General features: G+C 64.2%; 23 protein-coding genes. 13 read left to right on the forward strand and 10 right to left on the reverse strand.

Annotated features, from left to right (window positions below):
- Together ACHFFR_RS02520 and ACHFFR_RS02525 are read left to right on the forward strand one after the other, a co-directional pair.
- The coding region (locus ACHFFR_RS02520; protein WP_394262699.1) for an Ltp family lipoprotein at positions 1 to 247 on the forward strand (247 nt) is incomplete at its 5' end.
- 203 nt (positions 248 to 450) lie between these two features.
- Positions 451 to 1,416, forward strand: coding sequence for an Ltp family lipoprotein (locus ACHFFR_RS02525; RefSeq protein ID WP_394262700.1), 966 nt, complete (start codon positions 451 to 453; stop codon positions 1,414 to 1,416).
- A gap of 132 nt (positions 1,417 to 1,548) precedes the next feature.
- Here the strand turns inward: ACHFFR_RS02525 and rfbA are convergent, their stop codons facing one another.
- Positions 1,549 to 2,418 carry a glucose-1-phosphate thymidylyltransferase RfbA gene (gene rfbA, locus ACHFFR_RS02530; protein ID WP_394262701.1) on the reverse strand — a complete coding sequence of 290 codons (870 nt, stop codon included), beginning with the start codon at positions 2,416 to 2,418 and terminating at the stop codon, positions 1,549 to 1,551.
- A gap of 59 nt (positions 2,419 to 2,477) precedes the next feature.
- Between rfbA and ACHFFR_RS02535 the strand changes: the two genes are divergently transcribed.
- Positions 2,478 to 3,446, forward strand: coding sequence for a bile acid:sodium symporter family protein (locus ACHFFR_RS02535; protein WP_394262702.1), 969 nt, complete (start codon positions 2,478 to 2,480; stop codon positions 3,444 to 3,446).
- A gap of 204 nt (positions 3,447 to 3,650) precedes the next feature.
- On the opposite strand, the gene ACHFFR_RS02540 is transcribed toward ACHFFR_RS02535, so the two are convergent.
- Both ACHFFR_RS02540 and ACHFFR_RS02545 read right to left on the reverse strand, forming a co-directional pair.
- Positions 3,651 to 4,442 carry a TIGR03089 family protein gene (locus ACHFFR_RS02540; protein ID WP_394262703.1) on the reverse strand — a complete coding sequence of 264 codons (792 nt, stop codon included), beginning with the start codon at positions 4,440 to 4,442 and terminating at the stop codon, positions 3,651 to 3,653.
- On the reverse strand, positions 4,439 to 5,308 hold the full coding sequence (locus tag ACHFFR_RS02545; RefSeq protein WP_394262704.1) for an inositol monophosphatase family protein: 870 nt from the start codon (positions 5,306 to 5,308) through the stop codon (positions 4,439 to 4,441). Before ACHFFR_RS02545 ends, ACHFFR_RS02540 begins: the two co-directional genes overlap by 4 nt.
- A gap of 333 nt (positions 5,309 to 5,641) precedes the next feature.
- Between ACHFFR_RS02545 and ACHFFR_RS02550 the strand changes: the two genes are divergently transcribed.
- From ACHFFR_RS02550 to ACHFFR_RS02560, 3 genes are read left to right on the forward strand one after another with little or no spacing between them, the layout of a single operon-like run.
- Positions 5,642 to 5,926, forward strand: coding sequence for a WhiB family transcriptional regulator (locus ACHFFR_RS02550; RefSeq protein WP_394262720.1), 285 nt, complete (start codon positions 5,642 to 5,644; stop codon positions 5,924 to 5,926).
- A 39-nt stretch (positions 5,927 to 5,965) separates the two neighbouring features.
- Positions 5,966 to 8,941 carry a glycosyltransferase gene (locus tag ACHFFR_RS02555; RefSeq protein ID WP_394262721.1) on the forward strand — a complete coding sequence of 992 codons (2,976 nt, stop codon included), beginning with the start codon at positions 5,966 to 5,968 and terminating at the stop codon, positions 8,939 to 8,941.
- Positions 8,942 to 8,955: 14 nt separating this feature from the next.
- Positions 8,956 to 10,401 (forward strand): DUF5719 family protein, encoded by a 1,446-nt coding sequence (locus ACHFFR_RS02560; protein ID WP_394262705.1) that lies wholly within the window; start codon positions 8,956 to 8,958, stop codon positions 10,399 to 10,401.
- Positions 10,402 to 10,440: 39 nt separating this feature from the next.
- Here ACHFFR_RS02560 and ACHFFR_RS02565 read toward each other — a convergent pair whose 3' ends face one another.
- A complete protein-coding gene (locus ACHFFR_RS02565; protein WP_394262706.1) occupies positions 10,441 to 10,845 on the reverse strand; it encodes a DUF3499 domain-containing protein in 405 nt (134 codons plus the stop codon).
- Between the two features lie 56 nt (positions 10,846 to 10,901).
- On the opposite strand from ACHFFR_RS02565, the gene ACHFFR_RS02570 reads away from it, so the two are divergent.
- Positions 10,902 to 11,330 carry a metallopeptidase family protein gene (locus tag ACHFFR_RS02570; protein ID WP_394262707.1) on the forward strand — a complete coding sequence of 143 codons (429 nt, stop codon included), beginning with the start codon at positions 10,902 to 10,904 and terminating at the stop codon, positions 11,328 to 11,330.
- Positions 11,331 to 11,352: 22 nt separating this feature from the next.
- On the opposite strand, the gene ACHFFR_RS02575 is transcribed toward ACHFFR_RS02570, so the two are convergent.
- On the reverse strand, positions 11,353 to 12,210 hold the full coding sequence (locus tag ACHFFR_RS02575) for an RDD family protein (RefSeq protein WP_394262708.1): 858 nt from the start codon (positions 12,208 to 12,210) through the stop codon (positions 11,353 to 11,355).
- A 52-nt stretch (positions 12,211 to 12,262) separates the two neighbouring features.
- Here ACHFFR_RS02575 and ACHFFR_RS02580 point away from each other — a divergent pair, with 52 nt between their 5' ends.
- On the forward strand, positions 12,263 to 13,234 hold the full coding sequence (locus ACHFFR_RS02580; RefSeq protein ID WP_394262709.1) for a stage II sporulation protein M: 972 nt from the start codon (positions 12,263 to 12,265) through the stop codon (positions 13,232 to 13,234).
- A gap of 69 nt (positions 13,235 to 13,303) precedes the next feature.
- On the opposite strand, the gene ACHFFR_RS02585 is transcribed toward ACHFFR_RS02580, so the two are convergent.
- Genes ACHFFR_RS02585 through ACHFFR_RS02605 form a run of 5 tightly spaced genes read right to left on the reverse strand, consistent with a single transcriptional unit; the run spans position 13,304 to position 18,606 of the window.
- The gene (locus tag ACHFFR_RS02585) at positions 13,304 to 14,590 is read right to left on the reverse strand and encodes a DUF58 domain-containing protein (protein WP_394262710.1); all 1,287 of its coding nucleotides are present in this window, start codon (positions 14,588 to 14,590) and stop codon (positions 13,304 to 13,306) included.
- Positions 14,590 to 15,612 (reverse strand): AAA family ATPase, encoded by a 1,023-nt coding sequence (locus tag ACHFFR_RS02590; RefSeq protein WP_394262711.1) that lies wholly within the window; start codon positions 15,610 to 15,612, stop codon positions 14,590 to 14,592. The genes ACHFFR_RS02585 and ACHFFR_RS02590 overlap by 1 nt, the downstream gene beginning before the upstream one ends.
- Positions 15,602 to 16,708, reverse strand: a complete 1,107-nt coding sequence (locus ACHFFR_RS02595) for a DUF4350 domain-containing protein (RefSeq protein ID WP_394262712.1) — start codon at positions 16,706 to 16,708, stop codon at positions 15,602 to 15,604. Before ACHFFR_RS02595 ends, ACHFFR_RS02590 begins: the two co-directional genes overlap by 11 nt.
- Positions 16,705 to 17,322 (reverse strand): DUF4129 domain-containing protein, encoded by a 618-nt coding sequence (locus ACHFFR_RS02600; RefSeq protein WP_394262713.1) that lies wholly within the window; start codon positions 17,320 to 17,322, stop codon positions 16,705 to 16,707. The genes ACHFFR_RS02595 and ACHFFR_RS02600 overlap by 4 nt, the downstream gene beginning before the upstream one ends.
- Positions 17,323 to 17,331: 9 nt before the next feature.
- Entirely contained in the window at positions 17,332 to 18,606 is a 1,275-nt protein-coding gene (locus tag ACHFFR_RS02605; RefSeq protein WP_394262714.1) for a glycerophosphoryl diester phosphodiesterase membrane domain-containing protein, read from the reverse strand.
- Between the two features lie 237 nt (positions 18,607 to 18,843).
- On the opposite strand from ACHFFR_RS02605, the gene mtrA reads away from it, so the two are divergent.
- The 5 genes from mtrA (at position 18,844) to hpf (ending at position 24,694) form a co-directional block, all read left to right on the forward strand.
- Positions 18,844 to 19,524: an MtrAB system response regulator MtrA gene (gene mtrA, locus ACHFFR_RS02610; protein WP_394262715.1), complete on the forward strand. Its 681-nt coding sequence runs from the start codon at positions 18,844 to 18,846 to the stop codon at positions 19,522 to 19,524.
- A complete protein-coding gene (mtrB, locus tag ACHFFR_RS02615; protein WP_394262716.1) occupies positions 19,521 to 21,278 on the forward strand; it encodes an MtrAB system histidine kinase MtrB in 1,758 nt (585 codons plus the stop codon). Before mtrA ends, mtrB begins: the two co-directional genes overlap by 4 nt.
- Positions 21,275 to 22,948: an LpqB family beta-propeller domain-containing protein gene (locus tag ACHFFR_RS02620; RefSeq protein ID WP_394262717.1), complete on the forward strand. Its 1,674-nt coding sequence runs from the start codon at positions 21,275 to 21,277 to the stop codon at positions 22,946 to 22,948. Before mtrB ends, ACHFFR_RS02620 begins: the two co-directional genes overlap by 4 nt.
- Before the next feature lie 135 nt (positions 22,949 to 23,083).
- Positions 23,084 to 23,890, forward strand: a complete 807-nt coding sequence (locus tag ACHFFR_RS02625) for a ComF family protein (protein ID WP_394262718.1) — start codon at positions 23,084 to 23,086, stop codon at positions 23,888 to 23,890.
- 144 nt (positions 23,891 to 24,034) lie between these two features.
- Entirely contained in the window at positions 24,035 to 24,694 is a 660-nt protein-coding gene (gene hpf, locus ACHFFR_RS02630; RefSeq protein ID WP_394262719.1) for a ribosome hibernation-promoting factor, HPF/YfiA family, read from the forward strand.
- The last annotated feature ends 55 nt before the right edge of the window (positions 24,695 to 24,749 follow it).

Consider the following 24,749-nt stretch of genomic DNA (forward strand, 5'->3'; position numbering starts at 1 on the left):
TTTTTCCAAAGCCTCATTGCATCGCCTGCTCACGTCTGAGTACGGATATGGATTCTCGACGGAGGCCGCGGACTATGCTCTTGAAAACGTCGACGTGGATTGGAACGAGCAGGCCCTCAAAGCTGCCGAAGAATACCGTGACGTCTATGACGTCGAAGGTGACGAGCTCTATGACATGCTGATCTCCGAATACGATGGAAAGTTCACAGAGGAACAGGCCCAGTACGCGATGGACAACTTGTCGTAGAAGCCTCTCGCGGTCGGAAGTGGTCGCGATCGGAAGTGGCTGCGCGCGACTCCATTCATACCGACGTGCGATTCGTCAGCGCCGAGTAAGTGGCGGTTCTTTCGGACGCGTGAGCAGACGGCGTCGCTGATTCGCGAAATTTTGTCGGAGGCTCTTGATGCAATGCTCATGTCATCAGCACACATCACGAAGGAGTAAGCACGATGTTCGAGAACAAAGGTCAGCAACCGACCGATCCACTGCCACCCGAGCAACAACCGACGGAATACCAGCCAACGGGGCAACAGCCAACTATTCAGCAACCAGCCAGTCAACAAGCTCAGTATTCGCCGAACCAATCCTGGGCTCCCCAACAGGAGTACACGCCGAGCTATTATCCACAGACGGATGGCCAAGGGGCGCCGGCCTCGGGTTTCTACGGCGGTCCTGAACACGAGTCGGCGCAGAGCAAGCCGTGGTACAAGCAGTGGTGGGCACTGGCGGGCGCGGGCCTGCTGGGAGTGGGCATCATTGCCGCGTTGGTGACTGGAACGGACGACGTCGAGGCCGAGCCGAGCGCGACCCCGAGTGCGACGACGGCGGAGGCGACTCAAGAGCCGACCGAAGCTGAGGAAACGGACGAGCCTGCTGAAGAGCCGACGCCGGAAGTCACGGCCACAGAAGAGGCAGAGCCAGAGCCAACAGAGGAAGCTGCGCCTGCGGAGCCGGCCGTTCCCGCCGAGCACGCGGCGGCCCTGCGATCTGCGGAGAACTATCTCAGCTTTATGGCCTTTTCGAAGGCGGGGCTCTATGACCAACTGACCTCACCATACGGTGAAGGTTTCCCCGCGGAAGCCGCCGAGTATGCCATGCAAAACCTTGACGTCGATTGGAATGAACAGGCGCTCAAGTCTGCGCAGAACTACCTCGACCTGATGGCGTTTTCGAAGGCAGGGCTCTATGACCAACTGACATCGGAGTATGGCGAGCAGTTCCTGGCCGACGAAGCGGAATATGCGATCAACAACGTCACGGTGGACTGGAACGAACAGGCGCTCAAGTCCGCGCAGAATTACCGCGACCTCATGGCGATGTCCAATAGCCAGATCTATGAGCAACTGACCTCCCCTTACGGAGAGCAGTTCACGGCCGAGCAGGCGCAATACGCTGTCGACAATTTGCCTAAGTAGGCAGCGAACTGCGACATCAGCGCCGAGTGAACGGCGGGTTAGCACCCCTCTGGGAGATCGCGCGCGCTCGAATATGGCGATTCGCGCGCGGTCGAATATGGCGATTCGCGCGCGATGTCCTGGTACCCGCGGCTACTTCCCTTGCTCGATGAGGTCGAGCAAGTACTCGCCGTACCCGGACTTGACTAGCGGTTCGGCGCGAGCCGCTAGTTCGTCGTCGTCGAGGAAGCCCATACGCCACGCAACCTCCTCGGGTGCGCCGACCTTCAGGCCTTGGCGCGCCTCGACGGTGCGGACGTACGCGGTGGCGTCGGCGAGTGAGTCGAACGTGCCGGTGTCGAGCCATGCGGTGCCGCGGGGGAGGACCTCCACCGAGAGCTTGCCCGCCTCGAGGTACGCCTTGTTGACGTCGGTGATCTCGTACTCTCCGCGCGCCGACGGTTCGAGGTTCTTCGCGATGTCCACGACGTCGTTGTCGTAGAAGTACAGGCCGGGAACCGCGTACGGCGACTTCGGCTTCTCGGGCTTTTCTTCAATCGAGATCGCCTTGAAGTTCTCATCGAATTCGACGACGCCGTACCGCTCCGGGTCCGTGACGTGGTAGGCGAACACCGCGCCGCCGTCGGGATCGACGTTGCGCCTGAGCTTCGTGCCCATGCCCGGGCCGTAAAAAATGTTGTCGCCAAGCACGAGCGAGGCGGGTTCGTTACCCACGAACTCCTCGCCAAGCACGAATGCCTGCGCGAGGCCGTTCGGCACCTCTTGCACGGTGAACGACAAATTGATGCCAAACTGCGAGCCGTCGCCGAGCAGACGATGGAACTGTGGCGCATCTTCCGGGGTTGTAATAACGAGGATGTCCTGAATGCCAGCTAGCATTAGTGTGGACATCGGGTAGTAGATCATGGGTTTGTCATAAACCGGGACTAATTGCTTTGATGTACCCAGCGTAATCGGATGAAGTCGAGTGCCGGATCCACCGGCCAGAATAATTCCACGCATATCCCTATTGTGGCTGATTTCGAAGGCTGATGTGCACATGGCCGGAAAAGGTGCTCACTGTGAGTAAGAAGGCGATGACCGCCGAGGACCGCTCGGCACTGGTCGCGGTGACGGTTTTTCCGCTCATTATTGTTCTCGGCGCCGTGTGGGCGTATCACTTCCCGGGCACGGCCGCTCACCTGACCCCGTACGTCTCGCCAGGGCTTGGGTTCATCATGTTCACGATGGGTCTGACGCTCACGGTGAAGGATTTCAAGCGCGTTGCTGAGCGTCCGCTCGCCGTGCTGATCGGCGTGAGCGCGCAGTACATCGTCATGCCCGCCGTGGCTTTTGGGCTCGTCCATCTGCTGAATCTTCCGGCCGGGATCGCCATCGGCGTGATACTCGTGGGAAGCGCGCCGGGTGGCACCGCCTCGAACGTGGTGGCCTACCTCGCGAAGGCGGATGTGGCGCTGTCCGTCACGCTGACCACCGTCTCAACTCTGCTCGCTCCGATTCTTACGCCTATTTTGGTGCAGATTCTTGCGGGCACGCTGACGGAGATCGACGGCGGGGCAATGGCCATCTCGATCGCCAAGACCGTGGTGATCCCGGTGGTGGGCGGCGTGGTCCTGCGCCTGCTCATCCCGAAGACCATCGACAAGCTTCTGCCTGTGCTCCCGTGGATTTCTACGCTGGGCATCACCCTCGTGGTGGCCGCGCTCGTGCCGGGGTCAGTGGAGGCGCTGCGCACCGCCGTCGCTGTGGTGTTCGCCGCGGTGATCCTGCACAATCTCGCGGGCCTGTTGATTGGCTATTGGAGTGCTCGCGCCACCCGCACCTCGCCGCGCACGGCTCGCACCGTGTCGATCGAGGTGGGCATGCAGAACTCAGGCCTCGCGGCCACCCTCGCAAAGACCCACTTCGCGGCCACCCCTGAGGCCGCTCTTCCCGGCGTCATTTTCTCCGTGTGGCACAACATTTCGGGCGCGCTCATTGCGCTTTTCTTCCGACGCCGCGCTGAGGCCCAGGCCAAGAGCTCCCGCTAGCCCGCTCTCGGCGGCTTCCGGTAGCCCGCCCCCGCCCCGGTTGCGGGAGGGGTTGTCGCCTCGGGCGCCGCGTCTGGTGCACCGCGAGCCTCGCACATGGCTCCTGTTGCAAAGCGGGCAGGAAATGGTCAAATGGTGCAGGAAGTTCCTGCCCGGTTTGGTCGGAACTTGCCCCGGTTGCGGAAGGGGTGAGCGGGAGGGGCGCTAGAGCTCGAGGACGGTGCCCATCTCGGCCTGGGCGATCTCGGTAAGGCGCGAATCCAGCCCGCTACCAGCTTCGCCATCGCCGCGAGCACCGGCGGCACCGCCAGCACCAGCGTCCGAGCCAGCACCAGCGTCCGAGCCAGCACCAGCGTCCGAGCCAGCACCACCGCGAGCAACGAACACCACCGAGCTGCCGCGCTCGAACAGGCAGTACGCCACCGCGATGGCTTGGGCGAGTGAGGGCTCCGCGACAACAGCACGCTCCACCTCGGGGAGCTCGGGCAGCACTTTCGCCCAGAATGACGCATTCGAGTCGGCGTCGAGCCCGTCGACCAACAGCACGTCGGCCTGCCCCATGACGTCCGCGGCACCGTCGGCCACGCCGTCAGGCAGGTCGCCCTCCCACGCGAAGCCGAAGCTGTCGAGGTTGAGCGCAATCACGAGGTCATCGGGGTCGTCGGCGCTCACCTCGTGCGGGGTCGCGGTCACAACGATCGTGCCTGGCTCGTCGTCGTGGATCTTCTCGCGGCCGACCACCACAAAGCCACCAGCCACCAGTCCGCCCAGTGCCCACGCCAGCGACTTCCAGTGCACCGGCAGGTCGAGCACGATACGGCTACCCGGCATGAGGTCGCACTCCTGCTCGAGGTAGTTGGCGATCTTCGCAACATGGTTGGCGAACACTTTCCCTGACAGCTCGACCCGGCCATTGTCGTCGTACCAGACGAGCGCGGGTGAGGTGCCCGAGGCGACGAGAGATTCGTAAATCTCGGTGGGCGTCGCGTGAGTCATGAGGTTCTCCCAAAATAGTCGGTGTAAAACGCCTGCGGACCCACTTCGTCGAGGGCGCGCAGCGCGAGGTCGAGGGTATCAGCGTTGGCCGCGCCCACGTAGTGCGGGCAGTCGTAGATGCGTGTGGTTCGCCGTTCGTGGTCATCCGTCAGGCCTACGACGACGCCACCGGCGGCCTGGATCAGCGCGATGCCAGCGCCGATGTCCCACGGCTGGGTGCCCATCCCGAGCGTTCCGCCGAACGTGCCATCGGCGACGCCGGCAAGGTGCAGCGCCGTGGAGCCGAGCCGGCGCACAGACTTCGTCTCGTCCAGCAGGAGCTTGAAGCCGCGCGCCGCCCCCTCGTAGTCGGCGGTCTTTTCGCCCGGGAAGCCGCCCGTAAACAGCGTGCGGTGCGGTGGCTGGTCGTTCACGCGGATCAGCTCGCCGTTCTTGTAGGCGCCCGTGTCGTCCGCGCGGTACATCGTGTCGGTCGACGGCTGGTAAATGACGCCCATGATGACGTCATCCCCGCGCGTCGCAGCGATCGAGACGCACCACCACGGCAGCCGTGACGTGAAGTTCGCCGTGCCGTCAATGGGATCGACGAGCCACACCACGTCCTCATCACCAGCGACGACGGTCTGGCCCTGCACGTCAATCGTGCGGCCTTCCTCTTCGCCGAGTAGGACAGTGCCCGGGGCGCCCTCGAATAGGAGTGCACGGATGGCCGCCTCGGCGCGCCGATCGTGCTCCGTGACGGGATCGTGGAAATTGCGCTTGTATTCGATCTGGCCCGGATCCTCGAATGCGGTAAGGAGGTCGGGGCCCACGGCGCGGGCGGCGAGTTCGGCAAGATCTGCGAGGTCGCTGGGCGAGAGAGTCATAGTTTCATGGTGCCACGGGCGGGCGGGGGCGTTAGAGTTTTTACACAACCTGCGAAATTGCAGGCTCTCCAGCAAAATTACCGATTCACCTGCGCGATTGCGGCGCCCTCGCGAACGGTAGGACGGCAATATCTCACATTTTCCTCGAAGAACACGTGGCAACACGCCGATTGGAGAGACAAAGTGTTCAAACTGTCTTGACTTTAGGGGATTACATCTATGTAATTTACATAGACACATCGGAAATTGGAGGACCATATGAGGCTGTCGAAGGCGACTTCCCCACTACGGGCCGCGGATACACCGGAGGATCCTCGAGTAGCGCAAGCCCTCATGCAGGGGATCTTCGATCTCGGCTACGGCTTTGCTGAGCAGGAATCCCTCGGGTGGATGGAAGACGCACTCTGCGCACAAACGGACCCCGATATTTTCTACCCGGAAAAGGGCGGATCGACCGCCCCGGCTACATCTATTTGCAAGAATTGCTCGGTTCGCGCCGAGTGCCTCGAGTATGCAGTGACGAACGATATTCGCCACGGCATCTGGGGTGGCACCTCGGACAACGACCGCAAGCGCATGTCGCGTGAACGTAAGGCGGCGCGTGGCGGAGGGCGTTAAGTGGTCACAGATGTGACAAGAGAAAAGGTTACGGCAATTGTGGTCTGCCACGGTCGTGACCTTTCTTTTTTGGGCGAAACACTGCAGGGGCTGAGCGGCCAGACGCATCAGCCCGATCGCATTGTTGCCGTCATTCCGAACCACAGTTCGGAAGCGGTCCAGCCCATTCACGAGCACCTCGACCCCGATTCGGAGTCCGTCTCCATCGTCGCGGCGACGGGCGAGAACCTCGGTCAGATCGTGGCGGAGCTCGATATCGACGACGCCGACTGGCTGTGGCTCCTGCACGCGGACTGTGCCCCGGAGCCGGACGCGCTCGACGTGTTGCTGCGCCGTGGAGAGAACTCCAAGCGCATCGCCGTGGTGGGCCCAAAGCAGATTGATTGGGACGACGACGGCACGCCCGTCGTCGTGGAGGTGGGCATTCGCGCCACCCGAACGGCCCGCAGGGTTCCCGAAATAGAAGAGGATGAGCGCGACCAGGGTCAGTATGACTCGCGCACCGATGTGCTGGCAGTCGGAACGGCCGGCATGCTCGTGCGTCGCGCGGTGTGGGATGAGCTCGGCGGCTTCGATCCGAACCTCGGCCCCTTCGGCGATGGTCTTGAATTCTCGCGCCGGGCTCGCAGGGCGGGCTACCGTGTCGTCGTCGAACCGAAGGCTGTTGTGCGCCACGCGCGCGCTGGCCTGGGGGAGAACAACGATACGAGTTACGCCCAGCGGCGCTCAGCCCAGCTCTACAACGCGCTGCTGGCGGCGCCGGGCCCGCTCGTGCCACTCATGGTGGTCTTCTATGTTCTGGCCGCGCCGGTGCGTGCGCTACGCCGGCTCTTCTTTAAGGAGCCCGCGCTCGCGTGGGCGGAGCTGCGCGGAGCCGCCGGAATGGTGGGCTCGCTCGACGCGCTTGCCCGCGGGCGGCGGCGCCTGGCCAGTGTGGCAAAGGTCGGGCCGGACGCGCTCGGGGATCTTGAGGCGCGCCCTGCAGACATTCGCGTGGCCCTCAAGGAATCGCGCAGGTCGAAGAAAGAGGCGAAGATCCTGGCCGAACAGCCAGACCCTCTCACGATCAAGGCCCGCGCCGACCTCGCCAGGCACACCCGCCGCGGCTTCGCGCTGACAATCGCGCTCGCGGTGGTCTTTGCGATCGTCTTCCATCTCAATACGTTCGCCGCTGGAGTTCTCAGCGGGGGCGGACTCGCCGCCGACACCACCCAGGTAACCGATCTCGCGCGTATCGCCTGGCACGGGTGGCTCGATTCGGGCGACGGCCACGCCCTGCCACTTGACCCGCTCTGGGTGGTCTCGCTTCCCCTGCTTCTCCTTGGCCAGCCGTTCGGCTTGACGCTCGGCGCGCTCGCCACGGCCATCCTTTACCTAGCAATCCCGGCCGCCGCCGGCTTCGCCTACCTCGGCGCCGGCCGGCTCACCACGTCCTGGGTGGCACGCATCGTGCTCGCCACTCTGTGGATCGTGGCGCCGCCGTTCGTCGACGCCCTGCACACGGGGCGCATCGGCGCCGTCGTCGCGCACTCGCTCCTCCCACTCGCGCTGTTCGCCGTCGTGCGCGCATGGCAGGGGAGCGCCGCCGCGCTCGGCCTCGCATCCCTCACCTTCGGCGTGCTCGTGGCCGCGGCTCCGGTCTACCTCGCCGTGGCCGCCGTGCTTGCGCTCATCGGCGTCGCTTTCAACACGGGCAGGCGCAAGCGGTGGGTCTGGCTCGCCGCACCGGCACTACTTATCCTCGCGCCCACCCTCGCTGCACACCCCGATTCTTACCTGGTGTTCGCGCAGGCCGGCGTGCCCGCCGGGTCCGCCAGCGCGCGGGCGATGGTCGACCTCATCGCCGCCGACGCATGGGCGTGGGTGCCCCTGGCCGTCGTCGCGGCGGTGGCCGCCCTCGCGCTGTTGAGGATTCACCGAATGTGGTGGATCCGCGCAGGCTGGGTGATCGCCGCGCTCGGCCTCGCGCACGCCACGCTCTCCCAGTACGCCAACGTGGGCACCCGCGGCGTCGCCGGCGGCTACGAGACCATCGACGCCTCCCCGCACCTTGGCCTGTCCATCGCGTGGTTCGGCCTCTGGTTCGCCATCGGCGCGGCCACCCACGCCCTGCGCACAGCCATGCGCAGGCGCAACTTCGGCGCCACGCAGATCATCGGCGGGCTCGCGATGGTCGCGCTGCCGATCGCGACGTTCGCCGTGGGCGGGCGCTGGCTGTGGCACGTCAACGACGTCGATCCCGTGCTTGGCGATCACGCCCCGGCTGTTCCGGCGCTCGCCAAGGAGGCATTCGGGAATCACGAACGCGTCCTAGCGCTTACCATGTCCTCCGACGGCGTGGCCGCCGAGATCTGGCGCGGCCACGGCCAGGAGCTTCACGAGTTCACGATGGCTCGCGGGCTTGCCGACGCCGATACCGTTCACGTTGCGGGCTCCAATGAGCTCGGCGTGGGGGATGAGGCCTCGATCGATCTGGCCACCGTCACGCTTGGGCTGCTTGCCGGCTCGGAGGACGCGGGCGGCGCCCTCGCGCAGCACGGCGTCTCGGTGGTGCTCATCCCGCCACTGGAGCAGGGCGAATCCGCAGAGTTTCGCGCCGAACTCATCGGCCGGCTCCAAACCGTTCCGGGCCTGCAATACGTGACCGACGGCGAGGCGGGCACCTTCTGGCGAGTGAGCGAACCGTCCGGGCGCGCGGTCATCGACGGTGGAATTGTCAGCGCCGGCGTCGTGCACGCTGAGGTGGATATCAACTCAACGGCAGAGGAACGCCAGCTACACCTGGCCGAACGCGCGGACGCCCACTGGCAGGCCAGCATCGGCGACACCGCGCTCGAGCCGCACTCGCCCTCGTGGTATCAGGCGTGGATCGTGCCGGCAGGCGCGGAGGGAACAATCGAGATCACCTACAACGATCCGGTCCACCGTGCCCTCATGCTCGCAGGGGCATTCGCCCTCACGGCGAGCGTCGTGATCGCGCTGCCCATCCGCAGGCGCAAAGGTGGCGTGGAATGAGCAAAGGTAGTGGGATGAGAAAGAACAAGCGCGGAACGCACGTTCTTGCCGCCCTGACCGGCGCAATCGCCGTCGTGCTCGCGGCGGGGACGGCCGTGGCCGGCTACGACTCGACGCCCGGCGATCCCGTCCTCGCCGCTGCGCCATCTGCGACGGCCGTCGAATCGGCGTCGACCCTCGTGTGCGACGGCGGCATAGCCCGCACGATCCAGGGCGGCATCAACATCGAGAACGTGGACGAGGAGATCACCGGCTGGGCCGGCGCGTTCGGCACCCCCGAAGCGACGTTCGCTCCTGGCGGCGCGGGCTCATCTCAGACGTTCGACGGCGCCCTGCCGGCGAGCGCCGCGGGGACGTCCTCGCTCGGCGTCCCGGAACTGACCGGCACGCTCGAGGTGGCAGGCGGGATTGTGGCGGGCGCCAGCACCCACAGCGCCAGCGCCGGGGACTTGCGCGCGGTGGCCGTCAATCCCTGCCAGTGGCCCACGAACACCGCGTGGCTGGTCGGCGGATCGTCCGAGGTGGGGTCATCCCTCCAGCTCACGGTCACGAACCCCGGCCTCACGCAGGTCTCGATCGCCGTATCGGCGTTCTCCTCCCGCGGCGAGCTCGACCTGGGCGCGAACTCGATGCTTCACCTTGCACCCGGCACGTCGCAGACCGTCCTCCTTGACGGCCTCCTTCCCGCGGACCCGCGCATCGCACTCCGGCTGTTCTCCGACACCGGCCCGTTCACGGCCTCGCTCCAAACATCGGCGCTTGACGGCGTGACGCCGGCCGGCGTGGACGTGGTGACGAACTCGGACGTCGGCACTGACCTCGTCATCCCCGGCCTCGTCATCGATTCGCAGCCTGGCTCCGGTGACGACGCCACGCTGCCCGATCCCGCCACTACGTCCGCCCTGCGGGTCGTCAACCCGAACGAGGACTCCGCGACCGTCCAGATCTCCGTGGTCGGCGAGGACGGCACCTCACCACTTCCGGGCGGATCTGACGTGGCGGTGGCCGGCGGCTCAGTCCTTGACCTCACGCTCGATGGCCTCGCACCCGGCGCCTACGCGATCGAGGTGGAATCCTCCGCGGATATTTCGGCCGCCGTGTCCGCGACCCGCACCGACGACGCGGGCCGCGATGTCGCCTGGCTCTCTGCGCACGAACCGATCGCCGACGCGGGAGCGGCCGCTATTGGCCCGCTCGAGGCGCGCCTCGTGCTCATCGGATCATCGCAGGCCACGTGGTCCGCCTACGACGAATCGGGAGAGCGCGTCAGCGAGCGGGACGTGCGCGTGGACGGCGTGACTACGATCGAGATTCCGATCGAGGCTCGGTTCGTCGTCGTATCGGCCGACACCGAGCTGTACGGCAGCGTATGGATCTCTTCCGACGACGGCGTCGCGGCCGTTCCGTTGACGCAGGACTCTTCGACCAGCCAGGCCGTGACACTGACCGTGCAGAACTAGCGGGCGCACAGCCGCACCCGCAGCGGCCAGACGTGGCGGCTACTCGGCCGGATCGTCGTCGTTATCCCCACCCGGAATGACCGTGAAATGCGGGCGGGTGTGGGGGCGACGATTGACGTCGGCCGTCGGGCGGCGAATCTCGCGCTGAGCAGGCTGGGGCGGGGGCACGTCGCGCTGGGAGGTCTCGCGGATGGCATCGGCGAGGGCCATGAGGTCATCGGGCGAGGGCGGCGCGTCTTCGAAGTCGGTCTGAAGCCGAACCATTTGCCAGCCCACGGGTACAGTCACGGAATTCGCATGATCCTTGCACAGGTCAAGGGCGCCAGCCTGCGGCACGGGGGCAAGCGGACCGATGACGGCTGTGGCTTCGTCGTAGCCATACGTCATGGTCGCAACGGCCGGATTCTGGCACCTATTGCGGGAACATTTACGGATCGGACTCACGGGTCTTACCCTAGTGGCTCGCGAGGGTTTGGTGATCGAGGCGCTAGGGTAGTGCCATGAACATGCCCCGCAGGTCACATGCGCCCCGCCGCGATCGTCACGGGCGTGGCCCGCGCGGGCCGATTCTGCCCATGTCCATCCCCGGCTGGCGAACTCGTGCCGACCAGTTTGACGACCTCCTCGCGTGGGAACTTGGCGAATACAAGAAGCGCCTGGGCAGGGCCATGGCGCGAATCGACTTCGCAGTCATGGAGGTTCCTGGCGGCGATCCCGCGCCGTGGGAAAGCGGAGTGCCACTCGCGCGATACCTGCCGTTTGAACGCCCCGCGAAGATTCACGGCCGCGTTATTTTCTATCGCATGCCAATCCTCAGCGCGCTACGCACGGATCCCGATCCGCGCATGCTCATTCACTCGATCGTGACGAGCCAGCTCGCCACGGCACTCAATCGCATGCCCGAGGACATCGACTACCTAGCGGGCTAACGACTAGCCAGCGGGGTAACTACTAAAGGTTAGCCGGCTCGGACGTCGTCGCCGGCTCGGATAGCCCGTATGGCATGGCGGAAATCCGCTCGTTGAAGCGGGAGCGCCGCGTGTTCGTGCGTTCGTAGCGCCGGCGTTCAACCGTGTAGCGAATGATTGTGACCGCCTCGATGAACGCCTCGGGATCCGTGCCGCGCGGCGCGGGAGGGGAGACGTACCGTTCACACGCCGTGGCAAGAGCGCGCGCCTGTACTTGGCGGGCCTGGGGTGTAAGACGCGCGCGAGACTTGAGGAAGTCAGCGACGTTCAGCGATAGACCCGTCGGTAGCGGGCGGGACTGAGCAAGATTTGCCCATTCGAGCAGTTCCGGCGGCATCGACACGTTGGGCTCCCACGAGGTGTATCGAGGCCAGCGAACCGCGTACGTGCCAGCGGCCATGTCGCCGAAGCGCTGCCCGCGCTTGGACACGAAGGCGGACACGCTGGCGAGCACGCCAAAGGTGAGCCAGATTTCAAACACGCCAACCGTTGCTCGGATGAAGGCCTGTGACATGGTGACAGTGCCGCCGTCGATCGTGACCACGCGCGTCTTGGTCAACGCGCGGCCGGGCGAAGAACCCCTCATGCCGGCCGTGACGAGGGCGGGAACCAACCAGAAGAAGATGGCTGACCATGCGACGAAGTAGACCGCACCCAGAGCATCGTTCGTGATTAAGAGATCGAACGGAGTTTGAATCATGACGAAGAGCCACCCGAAAAACAGGAGCCCGTAATCCAACAGGCCGCCACCCATGCGCGAGAGGGCTGTGGCCGCCGGAAGCTCGAGTGCGACGCCTTCACCTGTGATGATTGCGTCAGGGGGCGCGTCGTGTCGTTCCATCACCGTATAAGACTACATTCAAAAAGTGCTTTTCCTGTGGCACTGTAGTCGTATGGAAAGTTTAGCGTTCGCAAAGGCCCACGAATCCGAGTGGTCGCGGCTTCGCTTTCTCACAGACAAGTCCTCCCTCACCGGCGCGGAATCCGATGAATTCATTCAGCTCTACCAAGCTGCGGCCGCGCACTTGGCCACGATTCGCACGCAGGCTCCCGATCCGGATCTCATTTTGACCCTGTCAGCCACCGTCTCTGGCGCGCGCAGCCGCCTCACTCAGAGTCGCGGCTCCACGCTACATGGCTTGCGGCGCGCATTGACGGTCACGATGCCCTTCGCGTTTTATCGGATTCGCTGGTGGATCCACGCGGTGACCCTCGTCTTTATAGCCGTCTTCGGCCTTGTCTTAGTGTACTTTGCACAAAATCCAAACCAGATCAGCCTGCTCGGATCCGAGCGGTACCTCGAGAGCTACGCCAACGAGGCCTTCGCCGCCTACTACCGTGAGTATCCCGGCTTCGATTTCGGCGGAATGGTCTGGACGAACAACGCATGGTTGGCCATCCAAATGATCGGCGGGGGAATCACAGGCATCTTCCCGGCGTGGGTGCTCCTGATCAACGCGGTGTCGGTGGGTCAATCGGCCGCGGTCATGAATCACTTCGACTCGCTCGACATCTTCTTCCAGCTCATTCTTCCCCACGGCCTGATGGAGCTCACCGCGATCTTTGTGGCCTGCGCAGCGGGAATCCGGCTCTGTTGGGCGTTCCTCGTGCCCGGTGACCTCCCGCGCACCACCGCCCTCGCGAAAGAGGGCAAGCATACGATGCTCGTGGCCTTTGGTCTTGTGGGTGTACTTTTCGTCTCGGCGCTCGTGGAAGGGTTCGTCACCCCGTCCTACATTGCGTGGGGCCTGAAGATCGCGATCGGCGCCGCCGTACTCCTCGCGTTCTGGCTCTGGGTCTACGTCTTTGGCGGCCAGGCCTCCCGGATACCGGAAAAGCGCGACCTCATCGTCTACGCCGCCTAGCCGGGGTGAACGTTAGAGGCACCGGCGCACCTCACAGACGCCGACGCGTCTTAGAGGCGTCTGTGCGTCTTACAGTCGTCCGCGCGCCTTGAGATCAATATAGGTATCGACGACGGCGACGGGCAGCTCCTCCGCACTCGCACGCACGACGATGGCTCCGGTGCGCTCGATTGATCGCACGAGATTCTTGGCCTCGATCTGCGCGCGCTCGTAAGCCGCGCGATTGAATGCGGCTTCGGCATCCATCTCCGCCGGCGGGTCGAACGGATCGGCCTGAGTGGAGGCGATTATGACGGTGTGGGAGCGTTTGAGCTCCGGGATCACGTCAAAGAGTCCCGTCGACGCCGCTGCGCCGCTGAGCGTCGTGAGGATGACGACGAGCGCCGGCCGCTTCGTGATGGCCGCGATGTGGGTGGGAAGGCTCGTCCAGTCGGTGGCATGAAGCGTGGGCTCGACGTCCGCCAGCGTCTGAGCCACCGTGTGCGTGATCGCCCGATCGCTGTGTCCGACGAGCCGGGCCCGAACGTCGTCGTCGAACGCCATCACGCTCACGCGGTCGCCGGCGCGCTGGGCGATCGCCGATTGCAGGAGAGCGGCTTCGATGAAGGCGTCGAATGCCGGGGCGTCAGACACGCGCAGTGCTCCGCCGCGGCCAGAATCCAGCACGACGACGACCTGCCTGTCGCGCTCGGGGCGCCACGTGCGAACGACGGTATCGCCCAACCGGGCGGTCGATCGCCAATCGATGGCGCGCACGTCGTCTCCGGCCACGTACTCGCGCAGGGAGTCGAACTCGGTGCCCTCGCCGCGCACGAGGAGCAGGGCGCGCCCGTCCAGTTCGCGAAGCTGGCGTACACGCGAGGGAATCTGGCGGCGTGAGACGAACGGGGGCAAGACCTTGATCCGCCAGTTCGTGGGAAATGAGCGTTGGCGGCCGGCCAGCCCCAGAGGCCCGTTCGTGCGGATGGTGATCGCGTGAGACGTGACCGTGCCGCGGCGCGTGGGCGTGAGGGCCTCATCCACGGTCTGCGAGCTCCCGCCCGGCAGGCGCAGCGCGTGGCGGGAGGGAGTGACGCCCGTCGAGGGCGGCCAGGCATCGCGGATCTGACCGGAGACCTGCCGCCGAGTGGGATTCGTAATGGTCAATTGCGCCGACGCCGATTCGCCCACGCGCGTCGAGGCCGTGCCCGAACGGGAGACCTCGAGCCGGGCCGGGGGTGGCGCTAGCGCGGCGTCGACCACGATGATCAGCGCCAGCACCACGGTTATGAGCAGCGCAGGATCGGTGTCGCGCATCGCAACAGCGAGCACGACACCGATGAGCGACAACCCGACGGCGGGCAGGCGGATAAACATTAGCGCGGCACCGGCACCGAGCTGAGAATCGACTCGATCACGGCCCGGCTGGTGATGCCATCGAGCTCCGCCTCGGCGTGCAGCTGGATGCGGTGGTTGAGCGCGGGCAGGGCAAGCGCCTTGACGTCGTCGGGAGTGACGTAGGAGCGGCCGGAGAGCCACGCCCACGCGCGAGCGCCGTGCAGGAGGGCGGTGGCACCACGCGGAGACACGCCGAGCGAGACCGCCGGGGCCTCGCGCGTTGCGCGAACGAGATCCACGATGTAATCCAGAATTCGCACGTTGACCTCGACCTGAGCCACTTCGGCGCGTGCGGTGAGCACGTCGTCGGATCCGGCCACGGCGTGGATCTGCGCGGTGGTCAAATCCGTGGGGTCGAAGTTGCCCGCGTGCCTACGCAAGACCTCGACCTCCACCTCGCGCGGAGGCAGCGGGAGGTTGACCTTGAGCATGAATCGATCGAGCTGGGCCTCGGGCAGCGGATAGGTGCCCTCGTACTCGACGGGGTTCTGGGTGGCCACCACCATGAACGGCTCGGGAAGGGCGCGCGGATCACCATCGACGGAGACATGATGCTCGGCCATCGCTTCGAGCAGCGCCGCCTGAGTCTTGGGAGGCGTGCGGTTAACCTCGTCGGCAATGAGGAGGTTGGTGAACACCGGGCCGGGCCGGAACGAGAATTTCCCGTCCGCCGAGTTGTAAATGAGCGAACCCGTCAGATCGCCCGGCATGAGGTCGGGCGTGAACTGCACGCGCTTTGCATCCAGCTCAAGGGAGGCCGCGAGCGAGCGAACGAGCAGGGTCTTCGCGGTGCCCGGTACGCCCTCAAGTAGGACATGGCCTTCGCACAGCAGGCCGATGAGCACGCTGGTCACCGCGTGTTCCTGACCAACCACGGCCTTCGCGATCTCGGCGCGCAGATTGCGGAACTTCTCCGCGCTGGGCGATTGGGGAGGCGCCTGCGGCGAGGGCGCGTTCTGGACGGGCCGGAACGAACCTTGGGGTGCGAAATTACTGGACATTGATATCCCTTTCGAATCTGTCAAGCTCGGTGGCGAGCGTGACCAAATCTGAATCACCCGTCACTGGGCGCTCGTATAGAAGGTCGGCAATAACGGCGGGTGGGTATCCGCTCGCGCGGGCGAGCGTGTCCACGACGATCTCGGGCCGGGCGTCGTCGCTGATCCCGCGACCCTTGGCAAGGCGAGAAATCGCGGCGGCGCGCAGAGCGCGAGCGGCGTGGCCGTAGTTCTTTCCACGCTGGTACAGGATCGATCGGCCCTCGTTGACCTCGGATGCCGGCACGACGACGGGCAGCGGCTCCGCCACGAGCTTTCCGAATCGTCGGCTGCGGTAGAGGACCCACCACCCCAGTGTCAGTGTGAGGCCGCCCATGAGCGGGAAGAACCAATCTGGAAGTCCGGACCAGGCGCCAGTTTGCGAGTACGGGTTCACTCGGCTGTCATCGGTCGAGACCCAGTAGACCTGGGGCTGCGAGCCGAGCTTACGAAGTGCGAATGCCGCGTTGCCCTCTCGGGAAAGATACTCGTTCGTCAGGATCGCGGAGCTGGGAAGATACGAGATCTGTGGGTGATCGGGGTGCTGGAACCAGCCGTAGCCCTCCGCGCCGGGGAAGCAGCCGTGTCCGCCGGGGACTTCCGGTTTGTAGAGCCACCTGATCGGGCTGATCCTGTATGCTTCCTGCGCATCGGGATCCTCGCATTCGGCCCGCAAACTGATGTCGTGCTTGCGGTGGACCGTCCCGATAAAACCCCACTCCTCGAGTTCGACACCCGTGATGAGGACGATCGTGGCGCGAGAGTCAATGAGAGCCTTTCGCGCGTCGTCGTCCATGTGCGAATGGATGACGAGCGTCGTCTCTGGTCCCGCGAGCGTCACCGCCTCAAGCGTGGTGATCTCCTCGACCGCAATGCCGTTATCACGAAGGATTTCGGCAACGGCGCGGGTCCCGTCTTTGGCTGTCGACGACGGCGACATCGCGATCCCCTTGGTCGGGACGCGCACCAACACCATGATGAGCACGGCCATGATCGCCGCGATAGTGAGGATGATGGTGAGGGCGCTTGGTCCTTTTGGTTTCACGGGTGCGGACGTCATGCACTCACCGCCGCGGTCTCGGCTTGGTGGTGGAGCGCTCGTAGCGCTTGGACGTCATCCGGTGTTGCTTGACCTGACCAGTAGTAAATCTCGTTGAACGTGGAGGCGCACCTGAAGAAGAGCTCTGGGGCGCCGATGCGCTGCGAGCCCGCGCGTGCAGCTTCGAGAGCCGTCATACCCGGCACGACCGTGATGAGCGCTCGCTCGTCGAGCGCGCGAATGATTGCTCGATAGAGTTCGACCACAGTGAGATTGAGATCGCCGGCATTCTCAGCCTTGTTGGCAGCTGCGAAGAGTTGTTTGGATGAGCGATCGTCGTCAAAGAGCTCGGTGCGCGCACCGCGCCCGGAGCTGCCATGCCCCAGGCGCGAGCGCCTCAGGGCAGAGAAAATGACTACCCCAATAATGGCAATGACGAGAAATATCGCGATGTAGCTACCTGCTCCGCCCTCGGTCGGATCGATCGTGGTGGTGACACGCCATACAGCTTCGCCGAACCATTGAAAGAACCGTTCTGCAATCGAGGGCGTATCGGAATACATGCCCTTGGCAAGCTCATCGGCGGCGAGGCGCTGGGCGTCGTCGGAATCCGGAGTGAACGGGGCAAGGAACATCGGCAGTGATTACCAGCGGTTCTCGCTCGGCGAGTCGTCCTCGGGATCCGCACCGTACCAATGAGGCCGCTGCTCGTCGATACCCCACGCGTCACCTTGAGGCTCGGCTTGGGAACCATCGGCCTGGCTCGACCATTGGCCATACCCGCTGGTGCCTGAACCGGATGTGTAACCTCCGTCCGGGGCCCAGCTCGATGGTGTGCCATAGGGCTGTTCGCCGTAGCCGGGCTGGCCAGTGCCATAGCCGGGCTGTGCGCCATAGGGCTGTTCGCCATAGCCGGGCTGTGCGCCGTAGCCGGGCTGGCCTGCGTCGTACCCGCTGGGTAGCTGATCACGCTGAGCGGGGGTAATCTCGCGGCCGGCTTGGAATAGCGCATCCTGATGAAAATTCTCGCGTTTCATACGCATGTTCACGTACACGAGATTGGTGACAGCGGTGACGATCGGGGCGATGACAATCGCGCCGAGCAGTGCGGCGAGGACACTGCCGATACCTCCACTCACGAGGACGACGCCCGGATTGTCGGTGGAATTTGTGCCACCAAGACCCGCAAAGGTGATGAAAATGAAGCTGATGATGATGCCGAGGCCAATTCCGATCGCGATCATGGAGAAAAGAAGACCGATGAAGTAGCCCAGCGATCCCTTGGTCAGGTGCCAGGAGCGTGAGAGACCACTGATGGGTCCAATATCCTCTGCGACCATGGCAGGCGCGGTGACCGTGAACCGGTAGAACGCGAGGAAGGCAAGAATGATCGCCAAAATTGGCCAGCCAACAATCCCCCAGAAGAAGCCCGACGAGCTGTCACCGATGTTGTCAAATAGAGCCGCAAGGAGAGCAGACAACATGAATATATACAGCGCCATGGCGAGCGTGATGAAGAGGAATAGCCCGAGCATGCGCGCCGCGATGCTGACCAGTTGACCTTTCGCGAGCGCGAAGGTCTGGCCGAGAGTGAGCTTCTCACCACGAACCGTAGCGAGCGTGACGCGCGTGCCGGCGACGAGCACGATGAGGTTGGCGGCGAGGGTGACGATGCTCGTGACGAGCGAGATCACCACCGCGTAGTTGGCACCTCCGCTTCCGCCGGTGAACGTGCTTTCTCCGAGAGCGAGGGTGACAAGAATGTTGGTGGCACCCGCCACGAGGTTCACGATAAGGGGGAAGACGATGAACGCGACCGGGTTGAATCGGATGAGCCGCACGGCGCCGTCGAACGTTTCGCCCACTGACAGTGGGCGCATCGGAATGACGCTGCGCCAGGAATCGACGCGCGAATTCATATCTGGTTGATAGTTTGGAGTTTCGTGTTCATCGTTGCCATCGCGCGGAGTGTTTTGGTTCGCGCCAAACGGATCGCTATCCCAAGCTGACATCAGGGTGGCCTTTCGTTAAAACTCTAGAACCAATTTACCCGATCGCGCTGGGGCGTCGCGGGTAGTCCATCCCTCGGAGGTATGAGGGCGTTGCTGGTATGATCGGGCCATAGCTTAGCGGAGCTCAAAAGGTGAAGGCAGACGATGACAGTGCGCATTCTTGTAGTTGACGATGATCCCGCGATCTCGGAAATGGTAGCTATTTTGCTCGAGAGTGAAGGTTACGAGGTATCAGCGTGTGCTCATGGTGATTCTGTGCTGCCCCTGTTCAGAGCCGAACACCCGGACCTCGTACTTCTCGATGTCATGCTCCCTGGCATGGACGGCGTTTCCGTTGCTCGCGCACTGCGCGAAGAGTCTGACGTTCCGATCATCATGATGAGCGCGAAGACGGACTCGGTGGACGTCATCGCCGGACTCGAAGCCGGCGCGGACGATTACGTGACCAAGCCGTTCGAAAACTCCGTTCTTCTTGCCCGTGTCAAGGCTCGGTTGCGCCGCCAGGAGCCCGAATCCGAAACCCTGACCATCGCCGATCTCGACATCGATCTCAAGGCACACGAAGTTCGCAGGGGAGACGAGGCGCTGCATCTGACGCCGCTCGAGTTTGACCTGTTGACGGTGCTCGCGCGCAAGCCATTCCAAGTCTTTACCCGTGAAGAGCTGCTCGAGCAGGTGTGGGGTTACCGCCATTCCTCCGATACGAGGCTCGTCAACGTTCACATTCAGCGCCTGCGTTCGAAGGTTGAGAAGGATCCGGAGAACCCCGAGGTCGTTCTCACCGTCCGTGGAGTCGGCTACCGGGCAGGAAATTCGAACTCGTGAGCGAGCCGGCTTCGGCTGGCGCGCGATTCCGTTCCGTCGCACGCCGAATCGATGGCCTGCGTGAACGCTGGTTGTCATCCCTATCTCTCAGGGTCATTGTGTCCATCGTGGCTGCCGGGCTTCTCGGCATCGTCATCTTGGGGTTTGCGATTTCCACGCAGGTTCGCGCCTCCGTCTTCGACGCCGCCGTGGAGACCAACATCGAACAGTTCTCCACTGACGTTCAGCTTGCCCAAGACCGCTTCGCGTCGTCGTCGCCATCCGTTGGCCGTACCCAGGAGGTAGCGAACGGGCTGGTCTCGTCGATGTACGACCCGGCGCGCGGCGTTTTGGGCGCCGTGCTTTTGCGCTCGCCGGACCAGCCGCCAGTCGCCACCCAGATCTTCGAACCGGCCACGGCATCTGCCACACGCGTGCGCTCACTCGTGAGTCCCGAGCTGCGTGACATCGTCCGGGAAAGCGACGAGATCGGCTGGCAGTCCACCGGCATTCCAGACGCTGACTCGCTGCTGCCCGGAATCGTTGTTGGCACAACCCTTGAGATCCCCGGCTCGGGCACCTATGAGCTCTACGCCGCATACTCGCTGGAAAACCAGCAAGACCTCATCTCCACGACGATCCGGGTCATGTGGATTTCGGTGGCCGCCCTGCTGGTCATTCTCGGTTTCGTCACGTGGGCCGTCATGCGCTGGGTGCTCTCGCCCGTCCGGCAGGCGTCCGCAAATGCGCGCCAGCTCGCAGACGGCGAGTTCGACACCCGCATGGAGGTGCGCGGTTCAGACGAGATCGCGCAGCTCGCCACGTCGTTCAACCAGATGGCCGAATCCCTCGAAACCCAGTTCACTCAGATGGAACGCATCTCGAAGGTGCAAACCGAGTTCGTCTCGGCCGTCTCCCACGAGCTGCGCTCGCCGGTCACGACCGTGCGAATGGCGGGTCAGCTCATCTACGACAACCGCGACGATCTACCCCCGAGCCTCAAGCGAGCGGCCGAGCTTCAGTACAACCAGCTTCTGAACCTCGATGCCACGCTCGCGGATCTGCTGGAGATTTCGCGCTACGACGCCGGCGGCGTCACGCTTGCCACCGAGCTGGCGAATATCGGCGACCTGGTCGAAGAGGTCATCGAGGTATCCGAGCCGTTGGCCCACTCGAACGGCGTGCGCGTCACGTACGAGGCGAGCGGAGACACGACGGCGGAAATCGAGCCGCGCAGGGTGCGCAGGCTGGCTCGTAACCTGCTCGTCAATGCTCTCGAACACGCCGAGGGACGCCCTGTGAACGTCGTCGTGACGGCGAACGACACGGCCGTGGCCATCATGGTGCAAGACCACGGCATCGGAATCTCCGACGAACAAATCCGGCACGTCTTTGACCGCTTCTGGCGAGCGGATTCTTCTCGCGTGAGGAAATCTGGCGGCACCGGCCTCGGCCTGACCATCGCCCGCGAAGACGCCCAAATCCACGGCGGAACGCTCGAAGTGGCCGGCGAGCTCGGCGTCGGCTCCACGTTCCTTCTCACGCTGCCGAAGGAACCCCACGAATCATTCATTCCGCCGATCGCGCTCGAGGCGCCCGTACCCTACGAGGAAGCTGTCAGCGAGGAGCTTGAGGTCGGAGATGACGGTGCGGGAGCCGGCGAGACCCCGGCAGGTCCGGAGGACAGCCCGTTTAACGTCGTCGTGGAAGACGACCCGGATGCGGCCGCCGAGCTGCGCCTCGACGATAAGCACATCGGCGGTGAGGTCTCGTGAAGCGTTTGATAGCGCTGCTGGCCGCGCTCATGGTGGTGCTCGCGGGGTGTGCGGGACTGCCGACGTCGGGCGAGCCGCACCAAGTTGACCGACCCACCAACCTTGACGGCGGCGTGGTCCTCGACCCACAGGGCCCAACCCCCGGATCTACCCCGGAAAACCTCGTGACGGACTTCTTGCGCGCATCGGGCGCGGGGATCTCGGGCGACTTCTCCGTGGCCCGGCAGTTCCTCACAACAGAGGCGGCAACACGCTGGAACCCGACCACCGAGATACGCGTCTATCAAGACAGCCAAAGCCCCGCAATTTCCCAGACGCGCAATGGCGCGATCCGCGTCAGCGCCAGTGCTGCGGGAACGCTTGACGACCGCGGCCGCTACTCGGTGGCAACACCGGACGTGATTGTGAACGCGGAGTATTCGCTGGTCAAGAATCCGGACGGGGAGTGGCGGATCGCTGCCCTGGACGACGGGATCGTCATCCCCAGCTCGATCTTCGAGTCGCTCTACAGCGAAACCCTGCTCTACTTCCTCACGCCCGATCGCGCGGCGCTCGTGCCCGAAGCACGCTGGTATTTGAACTCCGGCCGGGTGACCAACGCAATCAACGGGCTGCTCCAAGGGCCGTCCTCGTGGCTCGCGACCGGCGTGCACTCGGCAATTCCACCCGAAACGTCGCTGACGAGCCGCGGAGTGACGATTACCGACGGCGTGGCACGGGTGGACTTTTCCTCCGACGTGGCCTCGCTGCAGGGAACGGACCTCATCGCGTTTAAAGCGCAGGTCTCGAAAACGCTCATGAACGTGCCGGGGGTCCAAAGTGTTGTGCTGACCTCGGAGGGCTCGGAACTCAACGTGCCGTCGAAGATGGACCTCAGCTCCTATCCCTACGCCGCCTATACGCTCACCGGATTGCGCGACGGCGTTCCCGCCCGGATCAGTGGCGGCGACGTCGTACCGATTGCGCCGCAGGCCGTGGCCGGACTCGACCTGACCGCGATCACGCCCGCCTACAACGAACCGGCAACGTGGGCGGCTGCGCTCGGCAACGGGGGAGCCACCATCTACGCCGTGAGTTTCGTGGGCTCGCCGTCGATCGCGCTCCTCGAGGGGAGCCAACTCGTGGCGCCGTCGATCGATGCGCACGACTGGGTGTGGTCTGCCGAGCGGACGGCATCTGACGAGCTTGTGGCCGTTAATCTCCACACGGGCGAGCGCATGGCGTTCCAGCTCTCGTGGCTCGAAGGCCTCACGGTGCGCGATGTTGCCGTTTCTCGCGAGGGAACGCGCATGGCGATCGTGACCGACCAGGGCGGTGACGTGCAGATTAATGCCGTGGCCATCGCGCGAGACGCCGATGGCACGCCACTCGAGATCGGAAACTCCAAGCGCTTTGGGCAATCGCTCGTTGACGTGACCGAGGTGTCGTGGGTGTCCGAGGTCCGCGTGGCTGCGGTGACTCGCAATCAGGGCGCGAGCGGAATCCACATCGTCGGACTAGGCGTGCCTCCCGTTTCTCTCGCCGCGATCAATAACCTCGTCTCGCTCACATCGGGCCGCGGGGTGGATTCGATCGTCATTCAAAACGACGAAGGCAACCTCTTCTCCTTCGACGGCACCGGATGGCGGCGCGCGGCCGAGGGCGTGACGTCGCCGGCCTATCCCGGATAGACCCTGCGCCTGGCATGCTTCGGATAGGCGTGCCCTGGCGCCACGATTTCTCCACAGGCTCCGGGCCGCGGGCGCTATCCACATAAGGTGCAGACTCCGGGGCTGTGACAACACGCGACCTGCCACACTTGGTTCATGGTTGCGACTCGCCGATCAGGATTGAGCTTAGGATGTCTGAGTTCAAGGTTTCAGGCTGCATGGCTTCAGAGTGCATGGCCTGAAGGGCTTCACGAGTGGCTCAACGAGCTCTGGAACGATGCTCTCGATATCGTCTTCCCGCGATGGTGTGCGGGTTGTGGTCAGTGGGACGAGGACCTGTGCAAGACGTGCCGAGCCGAGTTCTCGCAGGCGTGGTACCGCGTCGAAGAACACCTGCCCTATCTCAGCCACGTCAGCGCCGACGGGGGAGCGGACACCTCGCCCTTTCCCGTGCTCGCGCTCGCGGACTACGCGGGATGCGTGGCGAAAGCGATCGTGCGCTGGAAGAACGTGGCCGACCGTCGGTTGGATTGGGCATTTGCCGGTCTCGTGTCCTCGCGGGAGTCCGTGGAGATTCCTGCGCGAGCCGGGCGCACCGTCGTCGTGCCGGCTCCATCCTCTCCGCAGCGCGCACGAGGCGGGCGCTTCGTGGCGGGCGTGATCGCGGAGGAGGTCGCTGAGGTGCTCGACGCCGAGTACGCGGACGTACTCGTGCGCAGGCGGATGCGCAGGGGGCGCGGACTGGAGGCGCGCGGGCGGAAGGCGCGTGCCGTGGAAATCGCCGCGGGCGTGGACCTGCGCGGTACGGATGTGGTGCTCGTCGACGACGTCGTCACCACCGGCGCGACCCTCGCGGGAGCTTCGCGTGCGGTGAAATCTGCCGGAGGTCGCGTCATTGCTGGATTTACTCTGGCCGCGACGCGAGATCCGCGGCAAATGCGAGGGATAGGTCACATTTCGTGAGAGTTCGCCGTATACTAATACCAACCAAACTTTCGGTAATGAAAAGGTCAAAACCGCAGGTGGAGGTGATGAAGAGCTCGCTGGGGGCGAGCGTGAAGTTTTTGGGTTAGACCCACTTTTCGACCATGGCCATAGGAGGTCATCATGGAAATCGTAGTCACCGGTAGAAACACTGAGGTTAAGGGCAGCTTCCGCTCACACGTTGAGGACAAGCTTCAAAAAATTGAGCAATACGCGCCATACACGCAGCGTGTGGAAGTAGAAATCACGCACGAGGCCAACCCTTCCCAAGTTGATACGTCCGAGCGAATCGAGATCACGGTTCGCGATAGGGGACCGGTGGTGCGGGCAGAGGCATCAGCATCCGATAGGTACGGCGCGCTTGACCTTGCCGCCCAAAAGCTTTTTGAACGGCTTCGCCGCAAGCAGGAAAAGAGGAAGAACCGCAGGAAGGGAGATCGCCGCGAACATCAGGTCGAGGATCTCCCGATCGACGAACTGCTCGCCAAGCCGTCAACGGAGACGGAGGAGGAAGAGCGCAGAATTCCGCGCGAGCCCGGTGAGGAAGTCGAAACCCAGCTCGGCGATTCGCCTGCGATCGTGCGCCAAAAGCTCTACGAGGCGAAGCCGATGTCCGTCGAGCAGGCCATCGATGAGATGGAGCTGGTCGGTCACCCGTTCTACCTGTTCATCGACGAGGAGACGAAGCAGCCGTGTGCCGCCTATCGTCGCCGCGGCTGGACATACGGCGTGATCCGCCTCGATGCAACAACCGGCGATTACGGCCCGGGAGAAGACTCCTAAACGCCGATCTGCCTGAAGACCGCGGTGGCGGGTGACGACTTCGTCACCCGAGAGC

Origin of the sequence: Trueperella sp., from assembly GCF_043424875.1 — a bacterium.
In the GTDB taxonomy this organism is placed as follows: domain Bacteria; phylum Actinomycetota; class Actinomycetes; order Actinomycetales; family Actinomycetaceae; genus Trueperella.